The sequence below is a fragment of the Xanthomonas sp. BRIP62418 genome (genome assembly GCF_003993495.1).
GTDB lineage: Bacteria > Pseudomonadota > Gammaproteobacteria > Xanthomonadales > Xanthomonadaceae > Xanthomonas > Xanthomonas euroxanthea.
Window position 1 is genome coordinate 38,368 of the sequence record NZ_QEZG01000045.1, and the last position, 22,283, is coordinate 60,650.

19 protein-coding genes are annotated in these 22,283 nt (G+C 64.8%); 11 read left to right on the forward strand and 8 right to left on the reverse strand.

Annotated features, from left to right (window positions below; all coding sequences use genetic code 11):
* Positions 1–114: 114 nt before the first annotated feature.
* Together EO174_RS16160 and EO174_RS16165 are read left to right on the forward strand one after the other, a co-directional pair.
* Positions 115–984, forward strand: coding sequence for an NmrA/HSCARG family protein (locus tag EO174_RS16160; RefSeq protein WP_126946070.1), 870 nt, complete (start codon positions 115–117; stop codon positions 982–984).
* A 426-nt stretch (positions 985–1,410) separates the two neighbouring features.
* Positions 1,411–1,857 carry a GNAT family N-acetyltransferase gene (locus tag EO174_RS16165; protein WP_126945883.1) on the forward strand — a complete coding sequence of 149 codons (447 nt, stop codon included), beginning with the start codon at positions 1,411–1,413 and terminating at the stop codon, positions 1,855–1,857.
* 161 nt (positions 1,858–2,018) lie between these two features.
* On the opposite strand, the gene EO174_RS16170 is transcribed toward EO174_RS16165, so the two are convergent.
* On the reverse strand, positions 2,019–2,327 hold the full coding sequence (locus tag EO174_RS16170) for a hypothetical protein (protein ID WP_126946073.1): 309 nt from the start codon (positions 2,325–2,327) through the stop codon (positions 2,019–2,021).
* A gap of 417 nt (positions 2,328–2,744) precedes the next feature.
* On the opposite strand from EO174_RS16170, the gene EO174_RS16175 reads away from it, so the two are divergent.
* Positions 2,745–5,006: a methyl-accepting chemotaxis protein gene (locus tag EO174_RS16175; protein WP_126945885.1), complete on the forward strand. Its 2,262-nt coding sequence runs from the start codon at positions 2,745–2,747 to the stop codon at positions 5,004–5,006.
* Positions 5,007–5,128: 122 nt separating this feature from the next.
* On the opposite strand, the gene EO174_RS16180 is transcribed toward EO174_RS16175, so the two are convergent.
* The 3 genes from EO174_RS16180 to EO174_RS16190 form a co-directional block, all read right to left on the reverse strand.
* Positions 5,129–6,157: a Gfo/Idh/MocA family oxidoreductase gene (locus EO174_RS16180; RefSeq protein WP_126945888.1), complete on the reverse strand. Its 1,029-nt coding sequence runs from the start codon at positions 6,155–6,157 to the stop codon at positions 5,129–5,131.
* Between the two features lie 108 nt (positions 6,158–6,265).
* A complete protein-coding gene (locus EO174_RS16185; RefSeq protein ID WP_126945891.1) occupies positions 6,266–7,960 on the reverse strand; it encodes an FAD-dependent monooxygenase in 1,695 nt (564 codons plus the stop codon).
* Positions 7,957–8,481, reverse strand: coding sequence for a helix-turn-helix domain-containing protein (locus EO174_RS16190; protein WP_241240032.1), 525 nt, complete (start codon positions 8,479–8,481; stop codon positions 7,957–7,959). The genes EO174_RS16185 and EO174_RS16190 overlap by 4 nt, the downstream gene beginning before the upstream one ends.
* A gap of 392 nt (positions 8,482–8,873) precedes the next feature.
* Between EO174_RS16190 and EO174_RS16195 the strand changes: the two genes are divergently transcribed.
* From EO174_RS16195 to EO174_RS16220, 5 genes are all read left to right on the forward strand, one after another.
* Positions 8,874–9,869: an acyl-CoA dehydrogenase gene (locus tag EO174_RS16195; RefSeq protein ID WP_164740237.1), complete on the forward strand. Its 996-nt coding sequence runs from the start codon at positions 8,874–8,876 to the stop codon at positions 9,867–9,869.
* A complete protein-coding gene (locus tag EO174_RS16200; protein WP_115677042.1) occupies positions 9,857–10,618 on the forward strand; it encodes a PIG-L deacetylase family protein in 762 nt (253 codons plus the stop codon). The genes EO174_RS16195 and EO174_RS16200 overlap by 13 nt, the downstream gene beginning before the upstream one ends.
* Entirely contained in the window at positions 10,615–11,211 is a 597-nt protein-coding gene (locus tag EO174_RS16205; protein ID WP_115677043.1) for a class I SAM-dependent methyltransferase, read from the forward strand. Before EO174_RS16200 ends, EO174_RS16205 begins: the two co-directional genes overlap by 4 nt.
* Entirely contained in the window at positions 11,208–11,888 is a 681-nt protein-coding gene (locus tag EO174_RS16210; RefSeq protein WP_115677044.1) for a glycosyltransferase family A protein, read from the forward strand. The genes EO174_RS16205 and EO174_RS16210 overlap by 4 nt, the downstream gene beginning before the upstream one ends.
* Positions 11,889–12,912: 1,024 nt before the next feature.
* A complete protein-coding gene (locus EO174_RS16220) occupies positions 12,913–13,281 on the forward strand; it encodes a response regulator (RefSeq protein WP_104582620.1) in 369 nt (122 codons plus the stop codon).
* A 168-nt stretch (positions 13,282–13,449) separates the two neighbouring features.
* Here the strand turns inward: EO174_RS16220 and EO174_RS16225 are convergent, their stop codons facing one another.
* The 3 genes from EO174_RS16225 to EO174_RS16235 all read right to left on the reverse strand — a co-directional run bounded on the left by EO174_RS16225 (position 13,450) and on the right by EO174_RS16235 (position 16,284).
* The gene (locus EO174_RS16225; RefSeq protein ID WP_126945894.1) at positions 13,450–14,136 is read right to left on the reverse strand and encodes a thermonuclease family protein; all 687 of its coding nucleotides are present in this window, start codon (positions 14,134–14,136) and stop codon (positions 13,450–13,452) included.
* Between the two features lie 409 nt (positions 14,137–14,545).
* The gene (locus tag EO174_RS16230) at positions 14,546–15,871 is read right to left on the reverse strand and encodes a sorbosone dehydrogenase family protein (RefSeq protein WP_126945897.1); all 1,326 of its coding nucleotides are present in this window, start codon (positions 15,869–15,871) and stop codon (positions 14,546–14,548) included.
* Positions 15,868–16,284, reverse strand: coding sequence for a hypothetical protein (locus tag EO174_RS16235; protein WP_104582623.1), 417 nt, complete (start codon positions 16,282–16,284; stop codon positions 15,868–15,870). The genes EO174_RS16230 and EO174_RS16235 overlap by 4 nt, the downstream gene beginning before the upstream one ends.
* A gap of 267 nt (positions 16,285–16,551) precedes the next feature.
* Here EO174_RS16235 and EO174_RS16240 point away from each other — a divergent pair, with 267 nt between their 5' ends.
* On the forward strand, positions 16,552–16,737 hold the full coding sequence (locus EO174_RS16240; RefSeq protein WP_164740238.1) for a hypothetical protein: 186 nt from the start codon (positions 16,552–16,554) through the stop codon (positions 16,735–16,737).
* 622 nt (positions 16,738–17,359) lie between these two features.
* Positions 17,360–17,998, forward strand: coding sequence for a carboxymuconolactone decarboxylase family protein (locus EO174_RS16245; RefSeq protein WP_104582625.1), 639 nt, complete (start codon positions 17,360–17,362; stop codon positions 17,996–17,998).
* A gap of 91 nt (positions 17,999–18,089) precedes the next feature.
* Here EO174_RS16245 and EO174_RS16250 read toward each other — a convergent pair whose 3' ends face one another.
* Positions 18,090–18,365 (reverse strand): hypothetical protein, encoded by a 276-nt coding sequence (locus EO174_RS16250; protein ID WP_104648747.1) that lies wholly within the window; start codon positions 18,363–18,365, stop codon positions 18,090–18,092.
* A 1,011-nt stretch (positions 18,366–19,376) separates the two neighbouring features.
* On the opposite strand from EO174_RS16250, the gene EO174_RS16255 reads away from it, so the two are divergent.
* On the forward strand, positions 19,377–22,193 hold the full coding sequence (locus EO174_RS16255; protein WP_126945903.1) for a S8 family serine peptidase: 2,817 nt from the start codon (positions 19,377–19,379) through the stop codon (positions 22,191–22,193).
* Positions 22,194–22,283 lie beyond the last annotated feature (90 nt).

Sequence of the window (22,283 nt, forward strand, 5' to 3'; positions counted from 1 at the left end):
CATCCTGGCGTCTTCGTATTGGCGATGCAACGGCCTATCGTCTCGTCACCGCAACGCCAGTCGCTGCGGAGATGTCGCGCTGATGCACCCATCCATTCACAGCAGGAGATTCACATGAGCATTCTCGTTACCGGTGCCACCGGCACCATCGGTTCCCTCGTGACCCAGGGCCTTGCCGACGCAGGCGCAAAGGTCAGGGCCTTGGTTCGCCAGCCTGGCAAGCGCGCCTTTCCGACGGGTGTCACCGAAGTGATCGCAGATCTCACCGACGTCGCGTCGATGCGTGCCGCGTTGTCGTCGGTGCGCACGCTGTTCCTGTTGAACGCAGTCACTCCCGACGAAGTGACGCAGGCGTTGATCGCCCTGAACCTGGCAAAGGACGCAGGGATCGAACGCATCGTGTACCTGTCGGTCATCCATGCCGACAAGTTCACCAACGTGCCGCACTTCACCGGCAAGCACACCGTCGAGCGCATGATCGAAAGCCTCGACATTCCTGCGACGATTCTGCGTCCTGCGTATTTCATGCAGAACGAAGCGGTGATCCAGCAGACGATCCAGCAGTACGGCATCTACCCGATGCCGATCGGCGCGGCCGGTGTGGCCATGATCGATGCGCGCGATATCGCAGACATCGCGGTGGTCGAATTGCTGCGACGCGACCGCGCACCTGCCGCGCTTGCGCGCATCACGCTCGACCTGGTCGGACCACATGCAGTGACGGGAGCCTCCGCGGCGAAGGTCTGGAGTACGGCGATTGGCCGCGAGATCGCCTACGCGGGCGATGACGTGGCCGCCTTCGAAGCGCAGCTGGCCGCGTACGGCCCATCCTGGCTGGCCTACGACATGCGCCTGATGATGGCCGGCATCCAGACCCACGGCATGCAGGCGGCCGACGGCACGGTGGAACAACTGCAGGCCATCCTGGGGCGACCGCTGCGCAGCTATGCAGACTTCGTGCGCGAGGCGACGGACCGGGCCTGAGCCCAGGCGACGCAACAAGCGCGGGGTGTCCCCGCTTGTTGCGCACCGCAGAAGGCCTGGTCTGCAGGTCATGCAGCCGTGGCCCGTCTCATCCAGACCGATGCCGCCGGCACTCAAACTGCGCGTCGATGCGCGTGATCCGCCCGGTTGGCTCCACAGCGATCAGCAGCACGCCGAAGCCGCTGCTGTGTCGAACGCATGCGTCGCTGCGATCAAGGCATTGGCGACAGCATGCAAGCAGGTGCGCCGCGCCCTCGCCCTGCTGCCGCGTGGCCAGGGTGACAGATGGACCTGAGGCTGTCGCTCCTTGGCGAGCTGTGTTCAGACGGCACGCGATGCCATGCCGCTACATCGCCTGCGCGTCTGGGGCAGACTACGCACATGGACACGATTCGGCCGTACCACTCCCAGGACTTCGATGTGTGCATGGCCCTGTTCGACGCGAATGTGCCGGCGTTCTTCAGTGTCGGGGAACGCGTCGACTTCGCTGGCTTCCTGATCCAGCACGCCGCGGCGTGGCACTACCAACTGCTGGAGCGTGGCAACGAGATTGCTGGCTGCGCCGGTTATGCGATCAATGCCGATGGCATCACGGCGAGCTTGTGCTGGGGCATGGTCCATCCGAGCCTGCACCGCCGCGGCGTGGGAACGCAGTTACTCCTGGCCCGGCTCGACGCATTGCGCCAGAGGCCGGACATCCGGCGCGTCGTACTGGATACGAGTCAACATACCCAGCAGTTCTACGCCCGCTTCGGCTTTGTCGTGCAGCAGGTGACGGTGGACGGCTATGCGCCCGGACTGGAGCGGTGGGACATGGCGCTGGATCTGCAGCCCCGCGCAACGCCTACAGGCCGCGCCCGGTTCGCACGCTAAAGCGGTGGTGCATCGCTTGCGGATGTGCGGGCAGCGTGCAGACGGGTAGCCTCGTTCGTGCGGACAAATAGCCGTTGCGAGATGCCGCTTCTTCAGGCTGGCCACCGATTGACCCCACAGATACGGCCTTCTGGGCATCTCGCACGGGCGCCCCCGCCCGGTTATCGCGCCGCGTCCTTGTTCACCTGGGCACGCGCAAGCGCAGCGGTTGATACCAGCAGATCCGGCAACTCCTGGCGAAAGGCCTCGGCCTGCCCGGCCTGCAAGATTCCGTGAAAGCTCGCGTTGTCGAATACCGGCCTGCCCTGCAGGAAGAAGCCATCGCGGCCTTGCACGATGAAATTGAAACATGCCTGCCAGCGCGGGTCCGGGCTGGCCGACAAGTGCACCACGACCTCGCTGCCAGCCGATGCTGGGCCTGCCGGGGTGATCGTGATCGTTCGCGCGGTGATCTGGGTACTGCTGTTCATGGCACGCATGATCAGGCTTGGGGCGTCGCGGCTGAGTGAGTCAGGGATGGCGCGCGACATGGCGTCCGGAGCATGGGCGGCGACCGCGCTGCAAGACCCACCAACGGTGCCCCCGAACAACTCGACCCCGACGCCGGCTACGAAACGTTCGCCGTCTCCGATGCCTGGGGTGTACCCACGCGCCAGGACCGAGCGCGATGTTGCCGATGCAACAGCGTCAGCAGTGTCACGTGGATCGTCGCGGCGCCGCCAGTCGGTTTTTCCCTGACCTGCGTGAACGAAAATATCAGCTAAATGCGGGCTGGAGCGGAAGGTTTAAGTTTGCCTTTGTCGCGTCGTTATCACGTTGCCGAGGCATTCACGCGAACATCACGCGGTGCCGGCCGGTGCCACCCACTGGACATCAGGACGACCCGCATGACTGCTTATTTGCAACGCTATAACGTCGGCCGCCGTCTCGGCATCGCCTTCGGTGCCCTGATCCTGCTGTCGAGCCTGCTGGTGGCAACCGGCCTGGTCACCCTGGCCAACGCAAGGCAGCAATTCGATTTCATCGTGCTCGACCGCATGGCCAAGATCCAGATCGGCAACGGCATGCTGGATGCCAACTCATCGATCCTGATTGCGCTTGGCACCTATGCCATGGCCACCAGCGATGAACTCAACAACGAAGCGCTCACCACCATCAAGGCGCAGCGCCAGCGCTACAACGAGTTGCGGGCCAAGCTCGATACGCTGCCCAGCTCCGAGGAAGGTCGCAAGATTCGCACCGAGATGGACGAACGACGCGCGATCTCGGGCAAGATCAACGATCAGGTCATGGCGCTGGCCGCGCAAAACGACAATGCGCCCGCGCAGGCCTTGCTGAGCGAAAAAGCGCGCCCGGCGACGATGGCATGGCAGGACAAGATCCGCGAGCTGGTGACGCGACAGGAAGGCCAGAGCCAGCAAGCCTACGCCGACGCCGTGGCGTCGATGAATCGCGGCAAGCTGCTGATCATCTGCGGTGGCATTGCCGTGGTGGTGATCAGCAGCCTGCTCGCCTGGCTCATCACCCGCAGCCTGACCCAGCCGCTGGCACGCGCAACCCGGGCCGCAGAGGCAATTGCCAACGGCCAGTTGGACAACGACGTGGACAGTGACGCCAGGGATGAAGCCGGCCGGCTGCTGCGCGCCATGCGTGGCATGCAGACGCAGCTGCAATCCTTGCTCAGCGCGCAGAGCGACATGGCCAGGCGCCACGATGATGGCCAGACCAGTTTCCGCATCGATGCCACGGCGTTTCCTGGCGACTACGGCCGCATGGCCGGGGACACCAATACGCTGGTGGCCTCGCACCTGGCGGTGCAGGCGAACCTGGCACGCATCATGGGGCGCTATGCGATCGGCGACCTCAGCGAGAGCATGGAGCGCCTGCCCGGTGAGAAAGCCGTGCTGACGCAGACCATGGACGAGGTGAAGGCCAACCTGTCTGCGATGAACCACGAGATCAAGCAGCTGGCGCAATCTGCGGCCAATGGCGACTTCAGCGCACGTGGCGATGCCGAGCGTTTTCAATACGACTTCCATGTGATGGTCGATAGCCTCAACCAGCTCATGGCCACTGCCGACGGCAACCTGCAATCGCTGTCGTCGCTGCTGCAATCCATCGCCGCAGGCGATCTCACCGCACGGATGACCGGTGACTTCAAGGGCGTGTTCGCGCAAATGCGTGACGACGCCAACGCCACTGCCGCGCAACTGGCGGAGATTGTCGGCCGCATCCAGCACTCTGCAGTGTCGATCAATGCTGCCGCCAGCGAAATCGCCGCCGGCAATCAGGACCTGTCGCAGCGGACCGAGCAGCAGGCCGCCAATCTGGAAGAGACCGCCGCCTCGATGGAAGAGCTGACCTCCACCGTGCGCCAGAATGCCGAACACGCCCGCCAGGCCAATCAGCTGGCGATCGGTGCGGCGGGCGTGGCGTCGCAAGGCGGCGAGATCGTGAGCAAGGTCGTGGGGACCATGGCCGGTATCGAGGCCTCGTCCAGGAAGATTGCCGACATCATCTCCGTCATCGACGGCATCTCGTTCCAGACCAACATCCTGGCCCTGAATGCGGCGGTGGAAGCGGCACGTGCCGGCGAACAAGGCCGCGGCTTTGCCGTGGTGGCATCGGAAGTGCGGACGCTGGCCCAGCGCTCCACCGCGGCGGCGAAGGAGATCAAGAGCCTGATCGACGATTCGGTCGAGCGGGTCGCCGAAGGCTCGACGCTGGTGCATACGGCGGGCTCCACCATGGCCGAGATCGTGGCCAGTGTGCAGCGCGTGACCGACATCATGGGCGAGATCTCCGCGGCATCGCAGGAGCAGTCGGCCGGCATCGAACAGGTCAACACCACCGTGACGCAGATGGACGAAACCACGCAGCAGAACGCCGCGCTGGTGGAAGAAGCCACCGCGGCGGCACGCTCGATGGAAGAACAGGCCGTGCAGCTGACCCAGGCAGTGTCGGTGTTCAAGATCAGCGACGACGGCACACGCACCACGCGTCCGGCAACGCCGGTTGCGACACCGCCCCGCGTGATTGCTGGCCGCCCCGCCGTTGCTGTCAAAAACCCGCTACGCCGGGCACCTGCGGTCAACCGGCCGGTGGCCGCAGGCGCTGCGCACGATGCAAACGACTGGCAGGAGTTCTGATCGCACACGTTGCAAGCGGCCCGGCTCGTCCGGGCCGTTTGCGTTTGGGGATCGAACCTGCGGCCAACGCGCCAGGCGATGCAGTCCAGACGTGAGGATGTGCCCAGGCAGAACGCTGCCTGTCATCCCAGCTGCGCGCGCGCCGCATCCAGGGTGGTCATGATCTGGATCACTTCGTCCAGTGGATGGAGCGGCGATTCCGTGCGCCCTTCCCCGATGTAGCGCGCGGCGGCTGTCGCTTGCCACGACAGGCCTGCGTAGCCGGTGATTCCGGTGGGATCCCTCCACACCGCCGGCGTGCTGGCGTGGTCGTTGCCGACCAGGCTCAGCGAAGTCGGGTTATGGAACTCGCCGGCAAGATCGATGCGGCCTCGGCCGCCGGTGACATAGGCGCTGGAGCTGCTGCGGGCCACGATGGAACTGATCAGCGTGGATTGCGCGGTGCCGCCATGCGACAGCACCATGGTCGAAAAGGCATCCACGCCGGTGTCGGTCAGCGCGCCGGTCGTCGCGATCGTGGTCGGTGCGCCCAGGATCATCGAGGAGAGCTGCACCGCATACACGCCCAGGTCCAGCAGCGCGCCGCCGCCGAGCGCGGGATTGCGCTGTCGATGCGCGGCGTCGTCGGGGCCGCGCTGGCTCAGGTCGGCAAACACATGCCGAAGCTCGCCCAGCGCTCCATCGGCCAGCAGTTGTCGCAGCACCGCAGTGTGCGGCAGGTAGCGGCTCCACATGGCTTCCATCAGGAACAGACCGCGCTGCCGCGCCTCCTGCACCAGCACGCGCGCATCGTTGGCGCGCGTGGTGATGGGCTTTTCGATCAACACATGTTTGCCCGCGCGCAGCGCCAGCAAGCCATGTTGCAGATGTTCGCTGTGCGGGGTGGCGATATAGACGATATCGACATCGCGGTCCTCGACCAGCGCCGCGTAGCTGTCATAGGCGCGCTGCATCGCCCACGTTCTTGCAAAGGCCTCGGCACGCGCACGCGTACGCGAGGCCACCGCGAATGGCTGTTGCCCGGTATGGCTGCGCAGCGCGCTCACGAACGCGGAGGCGATCGATCCAGGTCCCAGCACACCCCATCGCAACGACGGCTCGCCGCGCTCCGGCAGGAACAGCTCGGGCTCGGGAAACACGGCTGGCGGCATGCGCTTGGCTCCTGGGTCGCAGGTGCGCATCCTAACAAAGCGGGACCAGCGTTCCAGGTGGTGCCAGCTTGCAGCGGCGTTGGCCGGTTTGGACGGGACGCGGCAGGCTCAGCCTGCAGTGCCTTGCACCGCCGGGACAAAGATGCGTTCGCAGTAGGCGCGCAGCAGTTCCGGCGCATCGGCACGGCCGCGGAAGGCGATGTGGCCATCCGGCCGCACCAGGATCAGCGCGCTGGTGTCCGCGATGCCGTAGGCGGCATGCGCGGCACCATCCAGGTCCGACAATGCGGTGGCATCGTCGGGCTGTGGTACGGCGGCGGCCAGGATGAGCCTGGGCCGCACCCACGGCCACGCGTCCAGCTCGGCAAGCGCCAGGCGCAGCCGTGGCATGGCATCGGGCTGCCGCCCGTCGAAGGCAAGCAGCGACCATCCCCAGCTCCATCCATCCGGGTTGTAGAGGTGCGCGAACAGCGTTGTCGAGCTGCCATCGGCGGCGACGATTGCCGCATCGGGTGCGCGGTCGCCGCAGTGCGGGACGCGGCGCTGAAGCAGTTCGCGCAGGCCGCCGAGATGATCGTCGTTGAGCGGGCTTTGCGGATAGGCCACCGACAACTGCTGCAGATCGTCCGAGCCCTGAATCAGCGTGCCGATGGTGGGAATGAGCTTGGCGGCGATGCCCATGGCTGCATCGGTGACCGGGCCGCGGTAGACGCTGGTGTGGAAGCCACGCGCTTGTCGCGCGTCGAGCGCACGGTGTTCGCCGCCGCGCTCCCCATTGTAGGAGTCGAGCACCACCGGCGCGGCCTTGCCTTGCAGGGTCATCGCCAGCCGCCATGCCAGGCCGATCGCATCGTGCAGGCCTGCATTCATGCCCTGCCCGCCGATCGGCAAGGTGCGATGGCCGGCGTCGCCGACCAGCAGCACGCGCCCCTTGGCGTACTGCGCTGCAGTGCCATGCTGGAAGCGGCTGTGCGTCAGCCAGATCGGATCGCTCAACGTCAGTGTCGGGTCTTCGGTCACCTCGCGCGCGATGGCCTGCATTTCCTCCAGCGTCGGGTCGCGTTCCGGGATGCCGGCGTCATCGGCCAGGAAAAACAGGCGGTGGTAGCCGCCCCAGACCGGCAAGACACCACAAAAACCCTTGGGGTAATAGAAAAACCAGAGTTGATCGAAATCGGTGGAGCGCCGCCAGCGCAGCTTGGCATCCACCTGCCGGTTCATGCGGTTGGGCAACTTTTTGGGCTCGAAATCCAGCCCGAGCTGTTTGCGCACGACACTGTCGCCGCCATCGGCGCCGATCAGGTAACGGCAGCGTAGTTGCTCGGTCGGGCCATCGACGTGATCGTCGCTGCATGTTGCCAGCGTGACGGTGACACCGTCGGCATCCTGTTCGAAGCCGACCATCCTGCGGCCGCGCTCGACGCTGCCACCTTTCGCCGCGAGCTGCTCGGCCAGGACGGTTTCGATGACGTCCTGGCCGCTGTAGAGCACCTGCGCGTACGGGCTGGGGACATCGGCAATGTCGACCGGGTCGACGGTCTGCCCATTGAGCAAGGTGCTAACCTTGGTGATCCGATACGACTTTTCCGCCAGCGCATCGCGGATGCCAATGCTGTGAAGCAGCTCCTGCGGCCGCGCCCAGAGATTGTTGGCGCGCGAATGCGGCCTGGCATGCATGCGTTGTTCGACGATACGGAAGTCGACGCCGTGATGGGCGAGCGCGCAGGCGGTGGTCAGGCCGATCGGGCCACCGCCGACGATGATGACGTCGGTGTCGACATCGCGGTGCACGGCAGTGTTCATGGCTTGCCCTTTCTTTGGGAAACGCGTGGTGCCTCAGCGGGCGCGGTCGGCGCAGCGAGGTCCTGCGCCATCACCTGGTTCATTTCGCCAAGCACCGCGAGCGCGGTTGCCACGCGCCTGGCTCCGATGCGATCCAGCATCCGCTGGTCGAGCGGAGCGGCGGCGGCTTCGGCGGCGTCCAGTGCAGCGCGGCCTGTGCGCGTGAGCACCACCAGCTTTGCGCGCTGGTGATGAGGGTTGGGTTGGAGCGCGACGAATCCCTGCTCCAGCAATAGATCGACAACGCGCTGCACCGCCTGCCGCGTGATGCCCATGTTGCGCGCGATATGCGCCACCGGCAGCGGCATCGGCGAATAGCCCAGGGCGCCCAGCACCTGCCACCACGCGGTTGTCAGCCCGGCCGAACGCACCAGTGCATTACCGGTCTCGACCAGGCGGCCGTTGGTTTCGAAGATCTTGATGACCAGGTTGCGGACAGCCAGTAAATCGTTTTGGGTGCTCATCCGCAGCATGCTGCTCATTTGACAGTATGTTGTCAATTATCGAATCAAGTCCGCCGCCGGTTGCTGCGGCTGTTCTGCACACGTGGCCGCTTCCTGCATCCCGAACCCGAGCGACATTGCACTGTGCTGGTGTCGAGCACGCAGGCAGGCACGTGCGTCACCGTGTCGCCCTATGGCCTGCAACGCGACTCAGATGGGCAAACACTGCACTGAACAGCGCTGCTGAGCCTGGCTGGTCATGCATACAGACGCGTCAGCGGCGCCACGTTCGGCTACGACGAAACGGTCTCCAGCGTATCGATCCGCCCGGCGAGGTGTGACGATCTGCCCGCACTTCTGCTCGCTTCGCTGGTCCAGAACCCGCCTCACGCCTCACACCCCTTGCACCGTGTGCTGCTTAGCTTGTTTGAATGAGCGCACGTATTTCATCGAACACCCTTGCCTTCACGGCGAGCACGGATTCAGCCGTCAATGACGGGCTCAAGCATTCGATTGCGGACAGGTGGCTCCGCACACATCCCACGCTGCCGCTTCCCGGACGCGGCCACACCCTGGAGCGCTGGCAGACGCTGGCCGATATCGCGGCAGAAGACCTGTGCGTGGCCAAGTTGCTGGAAGCCCATTACGACGCACAGGCCATCTGCGCCGACCTGGGCGTGGATATCATGACGCCGACACAGCGCTGGGCGGTGTGGGCGGCCGAGCCGCCGGGCTCCGATATGCGTTTTTCCGGGCAGACGCTCAGCGGTACCAAGGCGTGGTGTTCCGGCGCCGCGCAGGTGACGCATGCGCTGGTGACCACGTCCCATGCAGGCAGCAGTTGCCTGTTTGCGGTGGCACTGGATCAGCCCGGTATACAGATCGACAGCAGTGCGTGGCAGGCAGTGGGGATGCAAGGCATCGAGACGGCCAATGTCCGCTTCTCCGATACGCCGGCGCGGCAGATCGGCGCGGCCGACGCGTACCTGACCCGACCTGGCTTCTGGCATGGAGGCGCCGGCATCGCTGCGTGCTGGTTCGGCGCCACCGCCGCAGTTGCCGATGTGCTGCGCGCCTCTGCACGCCTGAGCAAGGACCCGCACGCGGCCGCGCATCTGGGCGCCATCGATGCAGGCCTGGCATCTGCCGCTGCGTTGTTGCGTCAGCTTGCCTTGCGCATCGATGCGCAGCCGCAGCAGGCACATCTGCGTGGCGTCCTGCAGGTCCGCAGCGTGGTCGAAGCGGTCGCACGCGATACGCTGGACCGGGTCGCTCGCGCATTGGGGCCAGGGCCGTTGTGCAATAACCGCGCACATGCGCAGCGCTGCGCCGACGTGTCGGTATTCATTCGGCAACATCATGCCGAACGCGACCTGCAGGCCCTGGGCGAGCTGTGCCAGCAGGAGGCATCGCCATGGAAGATCTAGCCGGGCGGCCCATCGAAGGCGCAGGCACGCCGGAAGCGGCATGGCGCGCCGCGCCGTGTCTGAGTGCGCTGCCACGCGTCACCCTGCCGCAGCTGCTGCAAGGCAGCCAGCGCCTGGTGGTGGTTGCGCCACATCCGGACGATGAAGTGCTCGGCTGTGGCGGATTGATTGCTGCCGCGCGTGCCGCCGGCATGCCGGTGCTGATCATCGCGTTGACCGACGGCGAGCAGGCCTATCCGGATGAACCCGGTTGGCGTCCGCAGGTGCTGGGCCCGGCGCGGCGCCTGGAACTGGATGCAGCGGCGCAGCAGCTGGGCGTATTGCCGAGCGCACTGATCCACCTCGCCTTGGGCGATGGTGCGCTGGCGGCGTCCGAAGCGCACATGGCAGAAACCATCGGCAGTCTGATCACTGCGCAGGACACGGTGCTGGTGACCTGGGAGCGCGATGGCCATCCCGATCATGAGGCGGCGTCGCGTGCGACCCGTGCTGCGTGCAAGGCGCAGTCTGCCCGGCGTCTGCAGTACCCGGTCTGGGCGTGGCATTGGGCGCGTCCGGAAGACGCCGTGTTTGCCGATGGCTCTGCGGTGCGCCTGGATCTGGCGCCTGCAGTGCTGCGTGCCAAGCAGGATGCCATCGCCTGCTTTGCCACGCAGTTGGGCCATTGCACGCCGGCGGTTGCAGACCCGATTCTGCCGCCGTCGGTGCTGGAGCGCTTCGCGCGGCCGTTTGAGGTCTTCATCCGATGACGGTGCTGAGCGTTGAGCACTTCGAGCAGATGTATGCCGATGAAGACCCGTTCGGCTATCGCTCGCGCTGGTACGAGCAGCGCAAGCGCGACATCCTGCTCGGTGCCCTGCCCTACGCAAGGTTCGCGCGTGGCTGGGAATTTGGATGTTCCAACGGCGAGCTGACCGCGCAACTGGCGCCGCGCTGCGACACGCTGCTGGCCACGGATCTGTCGCAGCAGGCGGTCGAGCTGGCGAGCGCGCGCGTGCAGGGGCTGCCTGCGGTCACGCTGCAACAGGCGGCGCATCCGTCGGACTGGCCGGAGGGTCTGTTCGACCTGATTGTCTTCAGTGAGGTGGGCTATTACCTCGAAGCTCCGGCGTTCGAAGAAACCGTCGCGCTGTTCGCCCGCTCGCTCACCGCCCGGGGCTGTCTTGTGGCGTGTCACTGGCGGCATGCCTTCGAGGGTGCGCTGCGCAGCGCCGAGCAGGTCCACGGCGCGCTGAACCATGCATTGGCAATGGACACGTTGTGCGTTTATCAGGACGCGGACTTCGTGTTGCAGGCCTGGATGTCGGGCCCATCGATTGCGCAACAGGAGCAGCTGCGATGATCGCGGTCACCATCCCGGCGCATAACGAAGCGGATCTGATCAGCGACTGCCTGCAGTCCATTCTGGTGGCAGCCGCGCATCCGCACCTGTGTGGAGAGCGCGTGGAAATCCATGTCGCGCTTGATCGCTGCACCGACGGCACCGGCGCGATCGCCCGCGCGCATGGCGCAAGAACCGTTACTACCTGCGGGGGCGTCGGCATTGCGCGTGCAGCGGCGGCCTCGGCCGCGATCGCGCGCGGGGCGCGCTGGCTTGCGTTTACCGATGCCGACACCTGCGTGCCGCCGGATTGGCTCTCGGCGCAGCTCGATTGTGCCGCCGATGTGTTCTGTGGCGTGGTGGAAGTGACCGATTGGCACGATTTCCGCCCCGAGACACGGCAAGCCTTCCTGGCCAAGGAGATTCGTCGCGACGGTCACCCGCATGTGCATGGCGCCAATCTGGGCATGAGTGTGGCCGCTTATGTGGCAGCCGGTGGCTTCTCTGCGCTGAAGTGCAGCGAAGACGTGGCGCTGGTGTCGGCATTGGAGCGTGCGGGCATGCAGATTGCCCGCCTGGTCAAGCCGGTCGTCAATACCAGCGCACGCCGTATCGCCCGCGCGACCGGCGGATTCAGCGATCACCTGGCGCGCCTGGAAATGGCCGTGCTGGCAGGCGAGCCGGTGCTGGGTAATTAATGGCGTCGCTGAGCGCCTTACCGCGTCATGCGACAGCAAGCAGCCGAACCGCCAGCCCGTATCGATCGCCTGCCCGCATTGGAAGCGATCGCGTTTGCAGGCAGCGTAGATAAATCAGTTTATCCCGCTGATCGCTAGTCGATCAGCGCTAGCTGCCGCGCCACAAGACAGTATGTTTATCTGTATAAGCGGGCTGTGCATATACTGTTGCGGTCGCGTTCTTTTGATTCCATTGCCGCCTGCAGATTATTCTCCATATCGCTTGCATATTGAAAAAATAGCGATCAAGGTGCAATTGCGTATTGACTGACTGCAACCGGCAAGGCGGCCGCTGCCGCTACCGAGGTTATGATGACCCCCACGATGTTTCGGCAAATCGGTCGTTACCGATTGACTGCACATACGTTTCCGGTGGACGGCGTTTTCTCCCCTGAGATCCTGGTGTCGTTCGATGATGGAATCACCTTGTACGGCCAACGACATGCAGTGCGATTCGACACGCAGCTTGCCGCGCACCATTACGCCAGACAATGGATGGACCGATGCACGGTGACGCCGCTGGGCATTCTCGAGAGCGTCTAGCTGTTTCCGGCATGTCTGATGTCGGCAACCAGGCGGCGTCGCTGCCAGCCAGCACATTGTTTCAGGGTATGGACGACACCGAGCAACGGTTGGGCGACCGCCTCGCCGTGCTGCGACGTTCGCTTGGTCAGACAACGCGCCGCGCTCGGCGGCAGCGACTGCTTGCCGCACGTGTCGCCTGAACCGCTTTGGCCATCATGCTGCCCGGAGCCGCCCCACTGTATGCGGCATCGACACGCGCCAGATATGCCAATGCATGCACGTTGACGTCGCTGACGCGTCCATCCAGGACACTTCCCTGGTGGAATCCAGCAACGGCACGACGACTCAGCTAAAGCAATGGACGGGAAAATCCTGTGCGCTGTTCAGTGTGGCCGAATCGATCACGCGTTTTTCGCGTGGGAAACGTAGTGTGGTGCATGCATCTTCGGAAAACTGCGTTATGGGCTCTCACAACGAAAAACTGATCCTGATTGTCGAGGACGATGCCGATACCCTCGAGATCGCCACCTTGTTGCTGACCGAAAGTGGCTATGCGGTCGTGACTGCCAGCGATGCCCAAGGTGCGCTGGAGCAAATCGATCATTGTCCTGCGATAGCGCTCGTGTTCACCGACCTTCAGATGCCGGGGCTCCTGGATGGATACGGCCTGATTTCGTATCTGCGTGCCGACGGCAACAATCTGCCGGCAATCCTGACATCGGGGTTAGGGCATTCTCCCAAGGGATTGCCCAGCCGGACGATGTTTTTAAGCAAGCCTTACAATCGCCGCAGCCTGGTCCAGAATATCGAGGCATTCGTCGGCCATTAGCGTGGCCGGCTGGCGAGGCAACCTTCCCCTCGTCCTGATCGAGCATGCGCAGGTTTCAAGGCAGGGGCATTGCGCAGGCCGGATCGATCGATCGCGACAACCCGGTGAAACCATCGCCGTCGTCGTGAAATCCGTGGATCACGATCGGTCCCCGATCGCTGCCCGGCATCATCTTGCCGCACGTCGCCAGCCTGCATTGATCGCTTCCTGGCTGGTGCAGAAAAAGCGCTCGCCCTTCGCAGGTGAGATGCTGGTCCGCTGGTAGTCGCGTTGCCCGGGCATGTGGAAGATCTTGCTGCCCTTGCTCGAGATATTGCCCTTGATGGCGCAGTGCGCAGGCAGCTGCGTCTGTGCTGCCGCCTGAGCCCGCCGTGCCGATTGGTTGCGTTTGCCGCGACGGTAGTCGGCTGGCATCTGGAAGGTGCCGGCCCAGAGGTTGCGCCGCTGTTGCTGCGCGGTGCGTTCGTCGGCGACAAACGCGGTGGCGTACTCGCGGTAGGCCACCGCCCAACCGGACTGCACCATCCAGCGGTTGACCGATTGTCCCTGCACGTAGCACTCGGCAACGACTCGTCCGTAGCGATCGGTATCCTTGGGTTGGCAGCGAACCGTCCTAACACGCAGATAGCCATCCAGGGCAGCGGCGGAACGCCGGCCGCAAGGCCACGCGCTGCCGGTATCGCTGGTGCATTGCTGCGCGCTTTCGGGGGCATCGACGCCCCACAGGCGGATACGCTTCTGCGCGAGCGTGATGGTGTCACCATCGGTGACGGTTGCCCGGCCAACCAGCTCTGTTGCGATAACGGGTGAGGCGAACAGCGCAACGACAACAACCACCGAACATCTGGACAACATCAACAACAAGCCTCGGGTGATCGGCAGAGCGTGGTCCGTCTGTTCTTGCCTGGGTGACAGCGTCTAGCCGGCTGGCTCACCAGCTTCCATCGCGCTGGTGCCCGCATCGACCAAGCGACGCGGGGCGGCACTGTATGCCAACGGGAAGGCGCTGCCTATCCCTTGCCGCGGCCTGCGAGAAGGCCATGGCATGGGGCGTTCATCGAATCTCGTTCAAACCGCCGCATTCAAGGCCGGGCACACGCGGTGTGCCCGAGGTAACGGACAAGGTGTCATTCCTTGATGTGTATCTCTGGACAGTTGTTTCGCCGTTGCCGAGAGACAGGTCATCCCTGCCCCAGTGCGCCGTTGGCGCGCGCAAGCACCACGCGCCGCCCGGTCCCTTGCGGAACCGGGCATGCAGGCAGACTTATTGCGCTGCCGGTTGTGGCGACACAGGCGCCGCATCCGGCGTCACGCGCCAGATCGTATTGGCCAGATCGTCCGCAACGATCAATGCACCCCGCGGGTCGAGCGTCACGCCGACCGGACGGCCGCGGGTCAGACCATCGTCGCCATGGAAGCCGGAGACGAAGTCGATCGGGTTGCCCGCGGGGCGGCCATCGCGGAATGGTACGAACACCACCTTGTAGCCCACCGGTGGGTCGCGATTCCAGCTGCCGTGTTCGCCGACGAACACGCCGTCGGCAAACTGCGTCCCCATTGCGGTCGCCGAGAACGCCACACCGAGTGCGGCGACATGCGAGCCCAGCGCGTAATCGGGCACGATGGCCGATGCAACCTTCTGCGGATCCTGCGGCATGACCCGCGTGTCCACATTCTTACCCCAGTAGCTGTAGGGCCAGCCGTAGAAACCGCCTTCGCGCACCGAGGTGAGGTAGTCGGGCACCAGATTCGGACCGATCTCGTCACGCTCGTTGACCACCGCCCACAGTGCGCCGCTACCGGGCTGTATCGCCAATGCAGTGGGATTGCGCAAGCCGGTGGCATAACTCTTGTGGGCGCCGGTTGCCGGATCCACCTGCCAGACCTGGGCGCGGTCGACCTCGGCAATCATGCCGCGCTCGGTGATGTTGCTGTTGGAGCCGATCGCAACATACAGATAGCGTCCATCCGCACTGGCGGTCAGGGCCTTGGTCCAGTGGTGGTTGATGGCCGACGGCAAGTCGGTGACCTTGCTGGGCGCAGCACTGGCCTTGGTCTGCCCCTGCTGATAGTCGAAGCGTACCAGTGCGTCCTGATTTGCCACATAAAGTGCGTTGCCGATCAGTGCCAATCCATAGGGTGCATTGAGCTTGTCGGCAAAGACGGTCTTCAGTTCATACGTGCCGTCACCATCGGCGTCGCGCAGCAAGGTCAGGCGGTTGCCGCTCTTGACCGAGGTGTTGCCCTTGGCCTTGATTGCTCCGGCAATCACGTCCTTGGGCTTGAGGTTGGGTGCGCTGCCGCCACGGCCTTCGGCAACCAGGATATCGCCGTTGGGCAACACCAGCGTCTGGCGTGGAATGCCCAGCCCGGTGGCGATCGCAGCGATGCGGTAACCCGCAGGCACGGTGGGCTTGCGATCGCCCCAGGCGGTCGGCTCGGCGATGGTCATGTCGGGCAACAGGCCACGATCCGGCGCTGGCAATTCGGGGCTGGCGCCATGTTGCGCGAGCTCGGGGGCCTTGCCGCAGGATGCAAGCGCGGCAGCGAGAACGGAAACCGACAGGATGGTCAGGGTATGACGCTTCATCGGGCACCTCCCACGCGCAGGCTGGACAGCCCCGACCAGGTTGCAACCAGGGCGAACGCGGTCGCGATCAACGAAAACGCCAACGCCGCCGGCATGATCGCCCAGGCGTCGCGCGCATGATGCAAGGCGTCGAAGAAGCCGACGATCCATGCGGCGCCGAGCGCGATCACATAGATCACGTTGCGGCTTCCGCGAACGAAGCCGACGATCGCACACAGGAGCGCGATGGTCGTCAACACCATCGCACCGATCAGCAGCCATGCGGCGAAATTGGCCCACTGGATCTGATGGCTGCTCCAGTACGCGTAGTCGCTCAGCAAGGTACCGAGAAACAGCGGCCACACACCGCCGAGCACGGCTGCGTGGAACGGATGGATGGCCCAGGATCGGGCGGGCATGGCAGTGGAATTCATGGCGGACTCATTGGGAGCGTTGGTGAAACGTGCCCCGATGCTGCCAGCTGCCACGTGATGAGCGCGGTGATGCTGGGTCTTTTCTGTGCGATGGACCGCACCGACAAAAGTCGGAAGCCTAGACCACTCATCCCGCCGAGCAACTCCTGGATCGCCGGCGCGACCGTAGGTCATAGAACGTAGGTCATGGAACCCTATGTGTGCTCCAGGCCGCTCCCTACGCTGGGCTCCATCCACTGAAGGAGCAGGCAGAGGAAAGCAGTCGCAATGATGTTGCCGGCAACCGCGTCGACCATGGCCGGCACGGCCAGCGCGACCGACACCGCGGCCACGACGCGTACGGTCGCCGCACTGGCGCGTGAGGCCGTTACCTTCTTCGACGGCCATCGGCCCGGCGATGTCGTGCTGGTCACCCCCGGGAACGAGGTCGTAGTGCGCCAGACTCCGCAATGACCGATGTCGGGAATCGGGAGGCGATGCAGCCGGATGCCGCGCGGCCTCGCGTGCGGCACGAGGGGAAGACACCGACGCGCTGAGCCTGACAAACGACTTCAAGGATCTGCCACCCGGAGTCGATCCGGGCACGCAGTTTCGCTACAACGATTCCAACTAAAGCGTGCTGACCCACCCGATCGAGCGCGCATCCGGACAGCCCTATGCCGCCTACATGCAGTATCGGCAGCAGGCTTTCAGGATGGTTTGAAGTCCGATGCGGGTCTGCAGTGATGAGCACCGCTCATAGGACCATGCAAGCTGGATGGATGGCGCGGCGTTGCGTCTGCCTCATGCTGGCTGCCGGCATCCATGGCAAGGCAACAGCGATGAAACGCGCAACCGTGATGCGTTCGATCGGCGTGATGTGTGCATCGCCAAGGCGCTTTTTACGCGGGACGGCTTGGCGTCGGATGCTTGGATTCGCGCTGCCTTGCCCCTAGATCGGTGGAGGGATGCGATGCCATGCGCGAGCGCGCTGCGTCGCTCTCTCCTGCCCACGGCTGCGCTGGTGTGGAGCGCAGCTGCCTTAGTTCTCTGTTGCCCCTCCCCCACGGCAGCACATCCTTCGGAGATCACGTCCATGACGACCCACGCCACCTTGTCGCCAAGGCAGCAGGCCATTGCGCCGATTGCCGCGTTTGCGGCCACTGGCGACATCGAGCGCTTGAACACTGCATTGGAGGCGGGCCTTGATGCAGGCATGAGCATCGGCGACTGCAAGGAACTCTTGGTCCAGCTGTATGCCTACGCCGGCTTTCCACGCAGCCTCAATGCACTGGCCGCGTTGATGCAGGTCACCGATGCACGCAAGCTGCGCGGCATCGCCGATGCGCCTGGACACGACCCTGGCCCGGTACCGAGCGGCGATGCGTTGCTCGCACTGGGCGCCGCCAACCAGACCCGCCTGACCGGCGCGCCGGTGACCGGGCCGTTGTTCGTGTTTGCACCGGCAATCGACCAATACCTCAAGACGCATCTGTTCGGCGACATCTTTGCCCGCGACAACCTGGACTGGGTGAGCCGTGAACTGGCCACGATCAGCGTGCTCGCCGCCCTGGAAGGCGTGGAGGCGCAACTGCAGTCGCATTTGAAGATCGGCTTGAACATCGGTGTGACCGAGGCACAGCTGCACGCGCTGGCCCAGGTGCTGGACAAGCGCGTCGGTGCGGCCGCGGGCACGCGCGCCAAGGCGGCGCTGGCCAAAGCCAGGGCACAGTGAGCCTGCGGCACGCTGCGATGACCGCAGCGCGTGCTGCCGCTACGCATGCAGCTGCCGATGGCGGCGCCGGGTCGAACCCGGTCGCACGCCGCTAACGCGGCGCCGGGCCCGCCGCCAGCGCAGACCTTGCGCCGGCCTGCTTGACGATCAACTGGCCGATGTACTGCTCGGCCAGCCTGGTGCCGATCTCCAGCGCGGTCTGCAGCGAGCCGAACGTGGGCGCGGTCGGCAGCGGCACCGGATGTCCACAGACCTGCAAGGTCTCCAGGACGATGCGCCGGTGCCCGAGCTGTCGAGCGACCACGCGGTACGGCAGGCCCTGGTCGGTGCCTTCGGCTGACATGCTTTCGGTGCTGTGGGTACTCATCGGACTCGAGCATAGCTGCCATGCCCAAATTCGGTGGCGGCGGAACTTGAACCATTTATGCAGACGCTAGCGCTGCGACAGCGGCTTACTGCCAACGTGGGCATGCGCCCAGACCGGCCAGCCCGTGCCGGGATGGCACTGTAGCCACGCCCCACTTGTGGATGCGCCCCCTCTCGACGAGCTGAAGACCGCTGAAAACCTGGTGTAGGGGAATGCAGAATTTCGCGTACGAATCCGGAAATACTGGCTTGAATATTCCCCCTGCATTCAGCTTGACGGTTTCAGAACGACACTTATCAGCGCCGGAGGAACACCGCATATCCATTGCTTCATCGATTGCGCCCCCCGCGTTTTTTCGCGGAATATGCGAGGAATTAAGCACAATGGCTGGGGTCGCTCGCTTTCGGTCAGTATAAATCGAGCGGATATAATGATTCTTCGGCAGGAAGTGAATATAACGCCGAGGCGATTTTCGATAGGCCTAAATCCGGCGAACGCATTACGGAAGAGTCTGCCAGCATTGCTAACTTACAGTCGAATCCGCTACAACGTGTGGGTCATTCACCGACATCTTCGACGGATTTCCTGATTACTTGCGATATGCATCGCATCTAGGATTGCCGCCCCTGGAGATTCGTGACCACTTATTGTTGTGTTCGCTCCGACATTCCTTTGCGGTTGGGCTTGGTAGCGGGATTTTAATCCAATTTAGCTATGGATTAGATCGTTGAATCCTATGCGTAGCGTTTTTCTCTGAATAGCAACTGTCCGTTCAGGTTTTAGAGTTTATCGCTAGCGCCGTTAAACAATCTCGCAAGCACACGGTCGAATGCATTGGCGCATTACCGTGTTATCCGGAGCGCTTATCTGAGGGGACAGATTCGCGGCGGATAAAGTGAATAACGCGTGAAACCAATATGCCACGCCGGCGATCGCCGGTGCTGGAATCGTCTGCGCCAAATTTTAGGTTTTTTGCAGTTGCGGCGCGCCACTATCGGAATCGACCAACCCATGAATCGCTCGCTACTCGCAACCACCATCGCCTCCTGCCTTGTCCTGACCGCCTGTGGCGGCGGTGGCGGTGGCGGCAATGTCCGCAGTGATCCGCCGCAGACCACGGTGGTCGCCCCGACCCCGTCGACGCCTGCACCCACCACGCCGACGACGCCGACGACGCCGACCGCGCCAACGACCCCCACGACCCCCACGACCCCGACGCCGTCGGAAACGCCTACAGCCGATCCGCTGCCCAAGGCCGCCCCGGCGCCTGCACCTGCGCCCGCCCGCTACCAGGGCCTGGGCAGCAACCTGCTGGTGCCGACCAACGCAGATCTGGCGCAGCAGGCCGGTGCCAAGGGTCAGGGCGTCAAGCTGGCCGTGCTGGACGACAATCTCTACGGCAGCTACGCGCCGGTCAGCGGCAAGGTCGATGGGTTCACCGATTACACCGCCAGCCCCGGCACACCGGAATCGGCGTCGAACGCGCTGCGCGGCCACGGCACCGTCATCTCGGCATTGGTGCTGGGCAATGCGCAGGACGGCTTCGCCGGCGGCATCGCCCCGGATGCGGACCTGCTCTATGCGCGTATCTGCGCCGAAAATTCCTGCGGCACCCAGCAGACCCGCAACGCTGCGGTGGACCTGGCTGCTGCCGGCGTGCGCATCGCCAACCTGTCGATCGGTGCCTCGTATGCGGATGCGGCCAGCAGCGCGAATGCGGCCCTGGCCTGGAAGTACGCGCTGACCCCGCTGGTGCAGGCCGATGCGTTGATCGTGGCCGCCACCGGCAACGACGGCGCGGCAGAAGCCTCCTACCCGGCCGCGACGCCGGTGCAGGAAGCCAGCCTGCGCAATAACTGGCTGGCCGTGGGCGCGGTCAACATCGACAGCGCCGGTAATGCCGCCGGCCTGACCAGCTATTCCAACCATTGCGGCGCCGCGGCGCAGTGGTGCCTGGTGGCGCCGGGCAGCTACTTCGCACCGGCGCTGGCCGGTACCGAACTGCAGGGCCAGATCGCCGGCACCTCGTTCTCCACTGCCGCAGTGAGTGGCATCGCGGCGCAGGTGCTCGGTGTGTATCCGTGGATGAGCGCCTCCAACCTGCAGCAGACCTTGCTGACCACCGCCACCGACCTGGGCGACCCCGGCGTGGACGCCTTGTACGGCTTCGGCCTGGTCAATGCGGCCAAGGCGATCAAGGGCCCGGCGCAGTTCATCAACAACTGGTCGGCCAACGTGACGTCCGGCTACGACAGCACCTTCAGCAACGACATCTCCGGCGCCGGCAACCTGACCAAGAACGGCGCAGGCAAGCTCACGCTCAGCGGCAACAACAGCTACACCGGCGGCACCAGCGTCAGCGACGGCGTGCTCGCCCTGTCCGGCAGCCTGCGCTCGGACGTCATCGTGCTCAACTCGGCCACATTCGAATCGCGTGGCGGGGTCATCAACGGTGGCTACAGCCTGGCCAACACCACCGGCACCACCGCCATCGAATTGGGCAAGGGGCTGACCGTCACCGGCCAGGCCAGCTTGAAGGGCAACCTGCTGTTGCTGCCGGAAGCGGCTGGCTACAGCGTCGGCAGCAGCGAAAGGATCGTCAAGGCCGGCGCGCTGCAAGGCAGCTTCGACCGCGTGCAGTACGCCAACAACTTCTTCTGGACCGCCTCGCTTGCCTACGACCCCACCACCGTCACCGCCACGCTGACCCGCAATGCCTCCGCTGCCAGCGCGCAGGCGGCCGGTGCGCCGCAGTCGGTGGTCAACGGTGCCACCCAGGCCGATACGCTGGTCAAGGTGCTGGACACGCGTGTGGCTGCCGGCGATACCGATAACCTGGGTGGCCTGATCAGCGCCACCGGCGCGCTGCTGGCGGCCAATGATGCGCAGGTGGCCGCATCGCTGCCGACCCTGGCCGGTCAGGTGCACGGCATCGAGCGCACGCTGGGCTTCCAGTCCGCGCTCAACGATGCGCGCGTGGCAGCCGATCGCCTGCCCTACCTGGCCGACACCACGTCGCTGACCACCTGGATGCAGGGCAGCTATCTGGACGGCGAGTTGGGCGGCAAGGGGTTCGACTCGGCCGATTACACCCAGCAGGCCACCACCGTCGGCGTGGATCTGCCGATGGGCAGCGCCGGCACCATCGTGGGTGCGGCGCTCAGTTCGGGTCAGGATCGTGCGCATATCGACGCATCGGCCAGCCGCCTGCGCTCGGACCGCTATGCGATGACCGCGTACCTGTATCAGCCGATCGGCCAGGCATATGTGTCCGGGATCGGTTCCTACGGCATGAGCAACGTGGACACCGAACGCACGGTGCAGGCCGGCAGCATCGGCGAGCGCCTGCAGGATCGCCGCCACGACACCAACTGGTCGCTACGCGCCGAAGTCGGCCTGATGCCGCAGGCTGGGCTGTCGCCGTTCATCGCCGCAGGCGTGGTCAGCCAGACCCAGGATGCCTTCAGCGAGGCATCGGCCACCGGCCTGGGGTTGAGCGCCAACAGCGATATGCTGCGCGCCGGCTACGGCGAGGTGGGCGTACGCGGCCATCTGGTGCGCGGCAAGTGGGGCTTCGATGGCTTGATCGCCTACCGTTCGCTGCTCGGCAACCCGAACTCTGATTTCACCGCGTGGTTCACCGGCCTGCCGGAAGCGCGCTTCAACGTGGCCGGTGAGCCGCTGTCCAAGCAGTCGGCACGTGCCTCGGTCGGCGTGCGTTACCAGCTCAACGATGCCTTCTCCATCTACGGCAACGTGGGCGCCGAGCGCGGTCGTTCGGATGCCAACAGCATCAATGCCAATGTCGGTCTGCGCTGGCAGTTCTAAGCGCCGGCCGCAACCCGCGGTGCAGCGGCAAGGCTGCGTGGCTGGCGTGCAAAATCGGTACGCGCTACGCCCGGGGTGCGGTTGCCGAGG

What these genes read in the sequence shown, in the direction of transcription:
- EO174_RS16245 (WP_104582625.1), top strand. Translation starts at nt 17,360, where the DNA reads ATGACGACCCACGCCACCTTGTCGCCAAGGCAGCAGGCCATTGCGCCG.
- EO174_RS16195 (WP_164740237.1), top strand. Translation starts at nt 8,874, where the DNA reads ATGAGCGCACGTATTTCATCGAACACCCTTGCCTTCACGGCGAGCACG.
- EO174_RS16210 (WP_115677044.1), top strand. Translation starts at nt 11,208, where the DNA reads ATGATCGCGGTCACCATCCCGGCGCATAACGAAGCGGATCTGATCAGC.
- EO174_RS16180 (WP_126945888.1), bottom strand. Translation starts at nt 6,157, where the DNA reads ATGCCGCCAGCCGTGTTTCCCGAGCCCGAGCTGTTCCTGCCGGAGCGC.
- EO174_RS16170 (WP_126946073.1), bottom strand. Translation starts at nt 2,327, where the DNA reads ATGAACAGCAGTACCCAGATCACCGCGCGAACGATCACGATCACCCCG.
- EO174_RS16220 (WP_104582620.1), top strand. Translation starts at nt 12,913, where the DNA reads ATGGGCTCTCACAACGAAAAACTGATCCTGATTGTCGAGGACGATGCC.
- EO174_RS16225 (WP_126945894.1), bottom strand. Translation starts at nt 14,136, where the DNA reads ATGTTGTCCAGATGTTCGGTGGTTGTTGTCGTTGCGCTGTTCGCCTCA.
- EO174_RS16175 (WP_126945885.1), top strand. Translation starts at nt 2,745, where the DNA reads ATGACTGCTTATTTGCAACGCTATAACGTCGGCCGCCGTCTCGGCATC.
- EO174_RS16205 (WP_115677043.1), top strand. Translation starts at nt 10,615, where the DNA reads ATGACGGTGCTGAGCGTTGAGCACTTCGAGCAGATGTATGCCGATGAA.
- EO174_RS16185 (WP_126945891.1), bottom strand. Translation starts at nt 7,960, where the DNA reads ATGAACACTGCCGTGCACCGCGATGTCGACACCGACGTCATCATCGTC.
- EO174_RS16160 (WP_126946070.1), top strand. Translation starts at nt 115, where the DNA reads ATGAGCATTCTCGTTACCGGTGCCACCGGCACCATCGGTTCCCTCGTG.
- EO174_RS16235 (WP_104582623.1), bottom strand. Translation starts at nt 16,284, where the DNA reads ATGAATTCCACTGCCATGCCCGCCCGATCCTGGGCCATCCATCCGTTC.
- EO174_RS16190 (WP_241240032.1), bottom strand. Translation starts at nt 8,481, where the DNA reads ATGAGCAGCATGCTGCGGATGAGCACCCAAAACGATTTACTGGCTGTC.
- EO174_RS16255 (WP_126945903.1), top strand. Translation starts at nt 19,377, where the DNA reads ATGAATCGCTCGCTACTCGCAACCACCATCGCCTCCTGCCTTGTCCTG.
- EO174_RS16200 (WP_115677042.1), top strand. Translation starts at nt 9,857, where the DNA reads ATGGAAGATCTAGCCGGGCGGCCCATCGAAGGCGCAGGCACGCCGGAA.
- EO174_RS16240 (WP_164740238.1), top strand. Translation starts at nt 16,552, where the DNA reads ATGATGTTGCCGGCAACCGCGTCGACCATGGCCGGCACGGCCAGCGCG.
- EO174_RS16250 (WP_104648747.1), bottom strand. Translation starts at nt 18,365, where the DNA reads ATGAGTACCCACAGCACCGAAAGCATGTCAGCCGAAGGCACCGACCAG.
- EO174_RS16165 (WP_126945883.1), top strand. Translation starts at nt 1,411, where the DNA reads ATGGCCCTGTTCGACGCGAATGTGCCGGCGTTCTTCAGTGTCGGGGAA.
- EO174_RS16230 (WP_126945897.1), bottom strand. Translation starts at nt 15,871, where the DNA reads ATGAAGCGTCATACCCTGACCATCCTGTCGGTTTCCGTTCTCGCTGCC.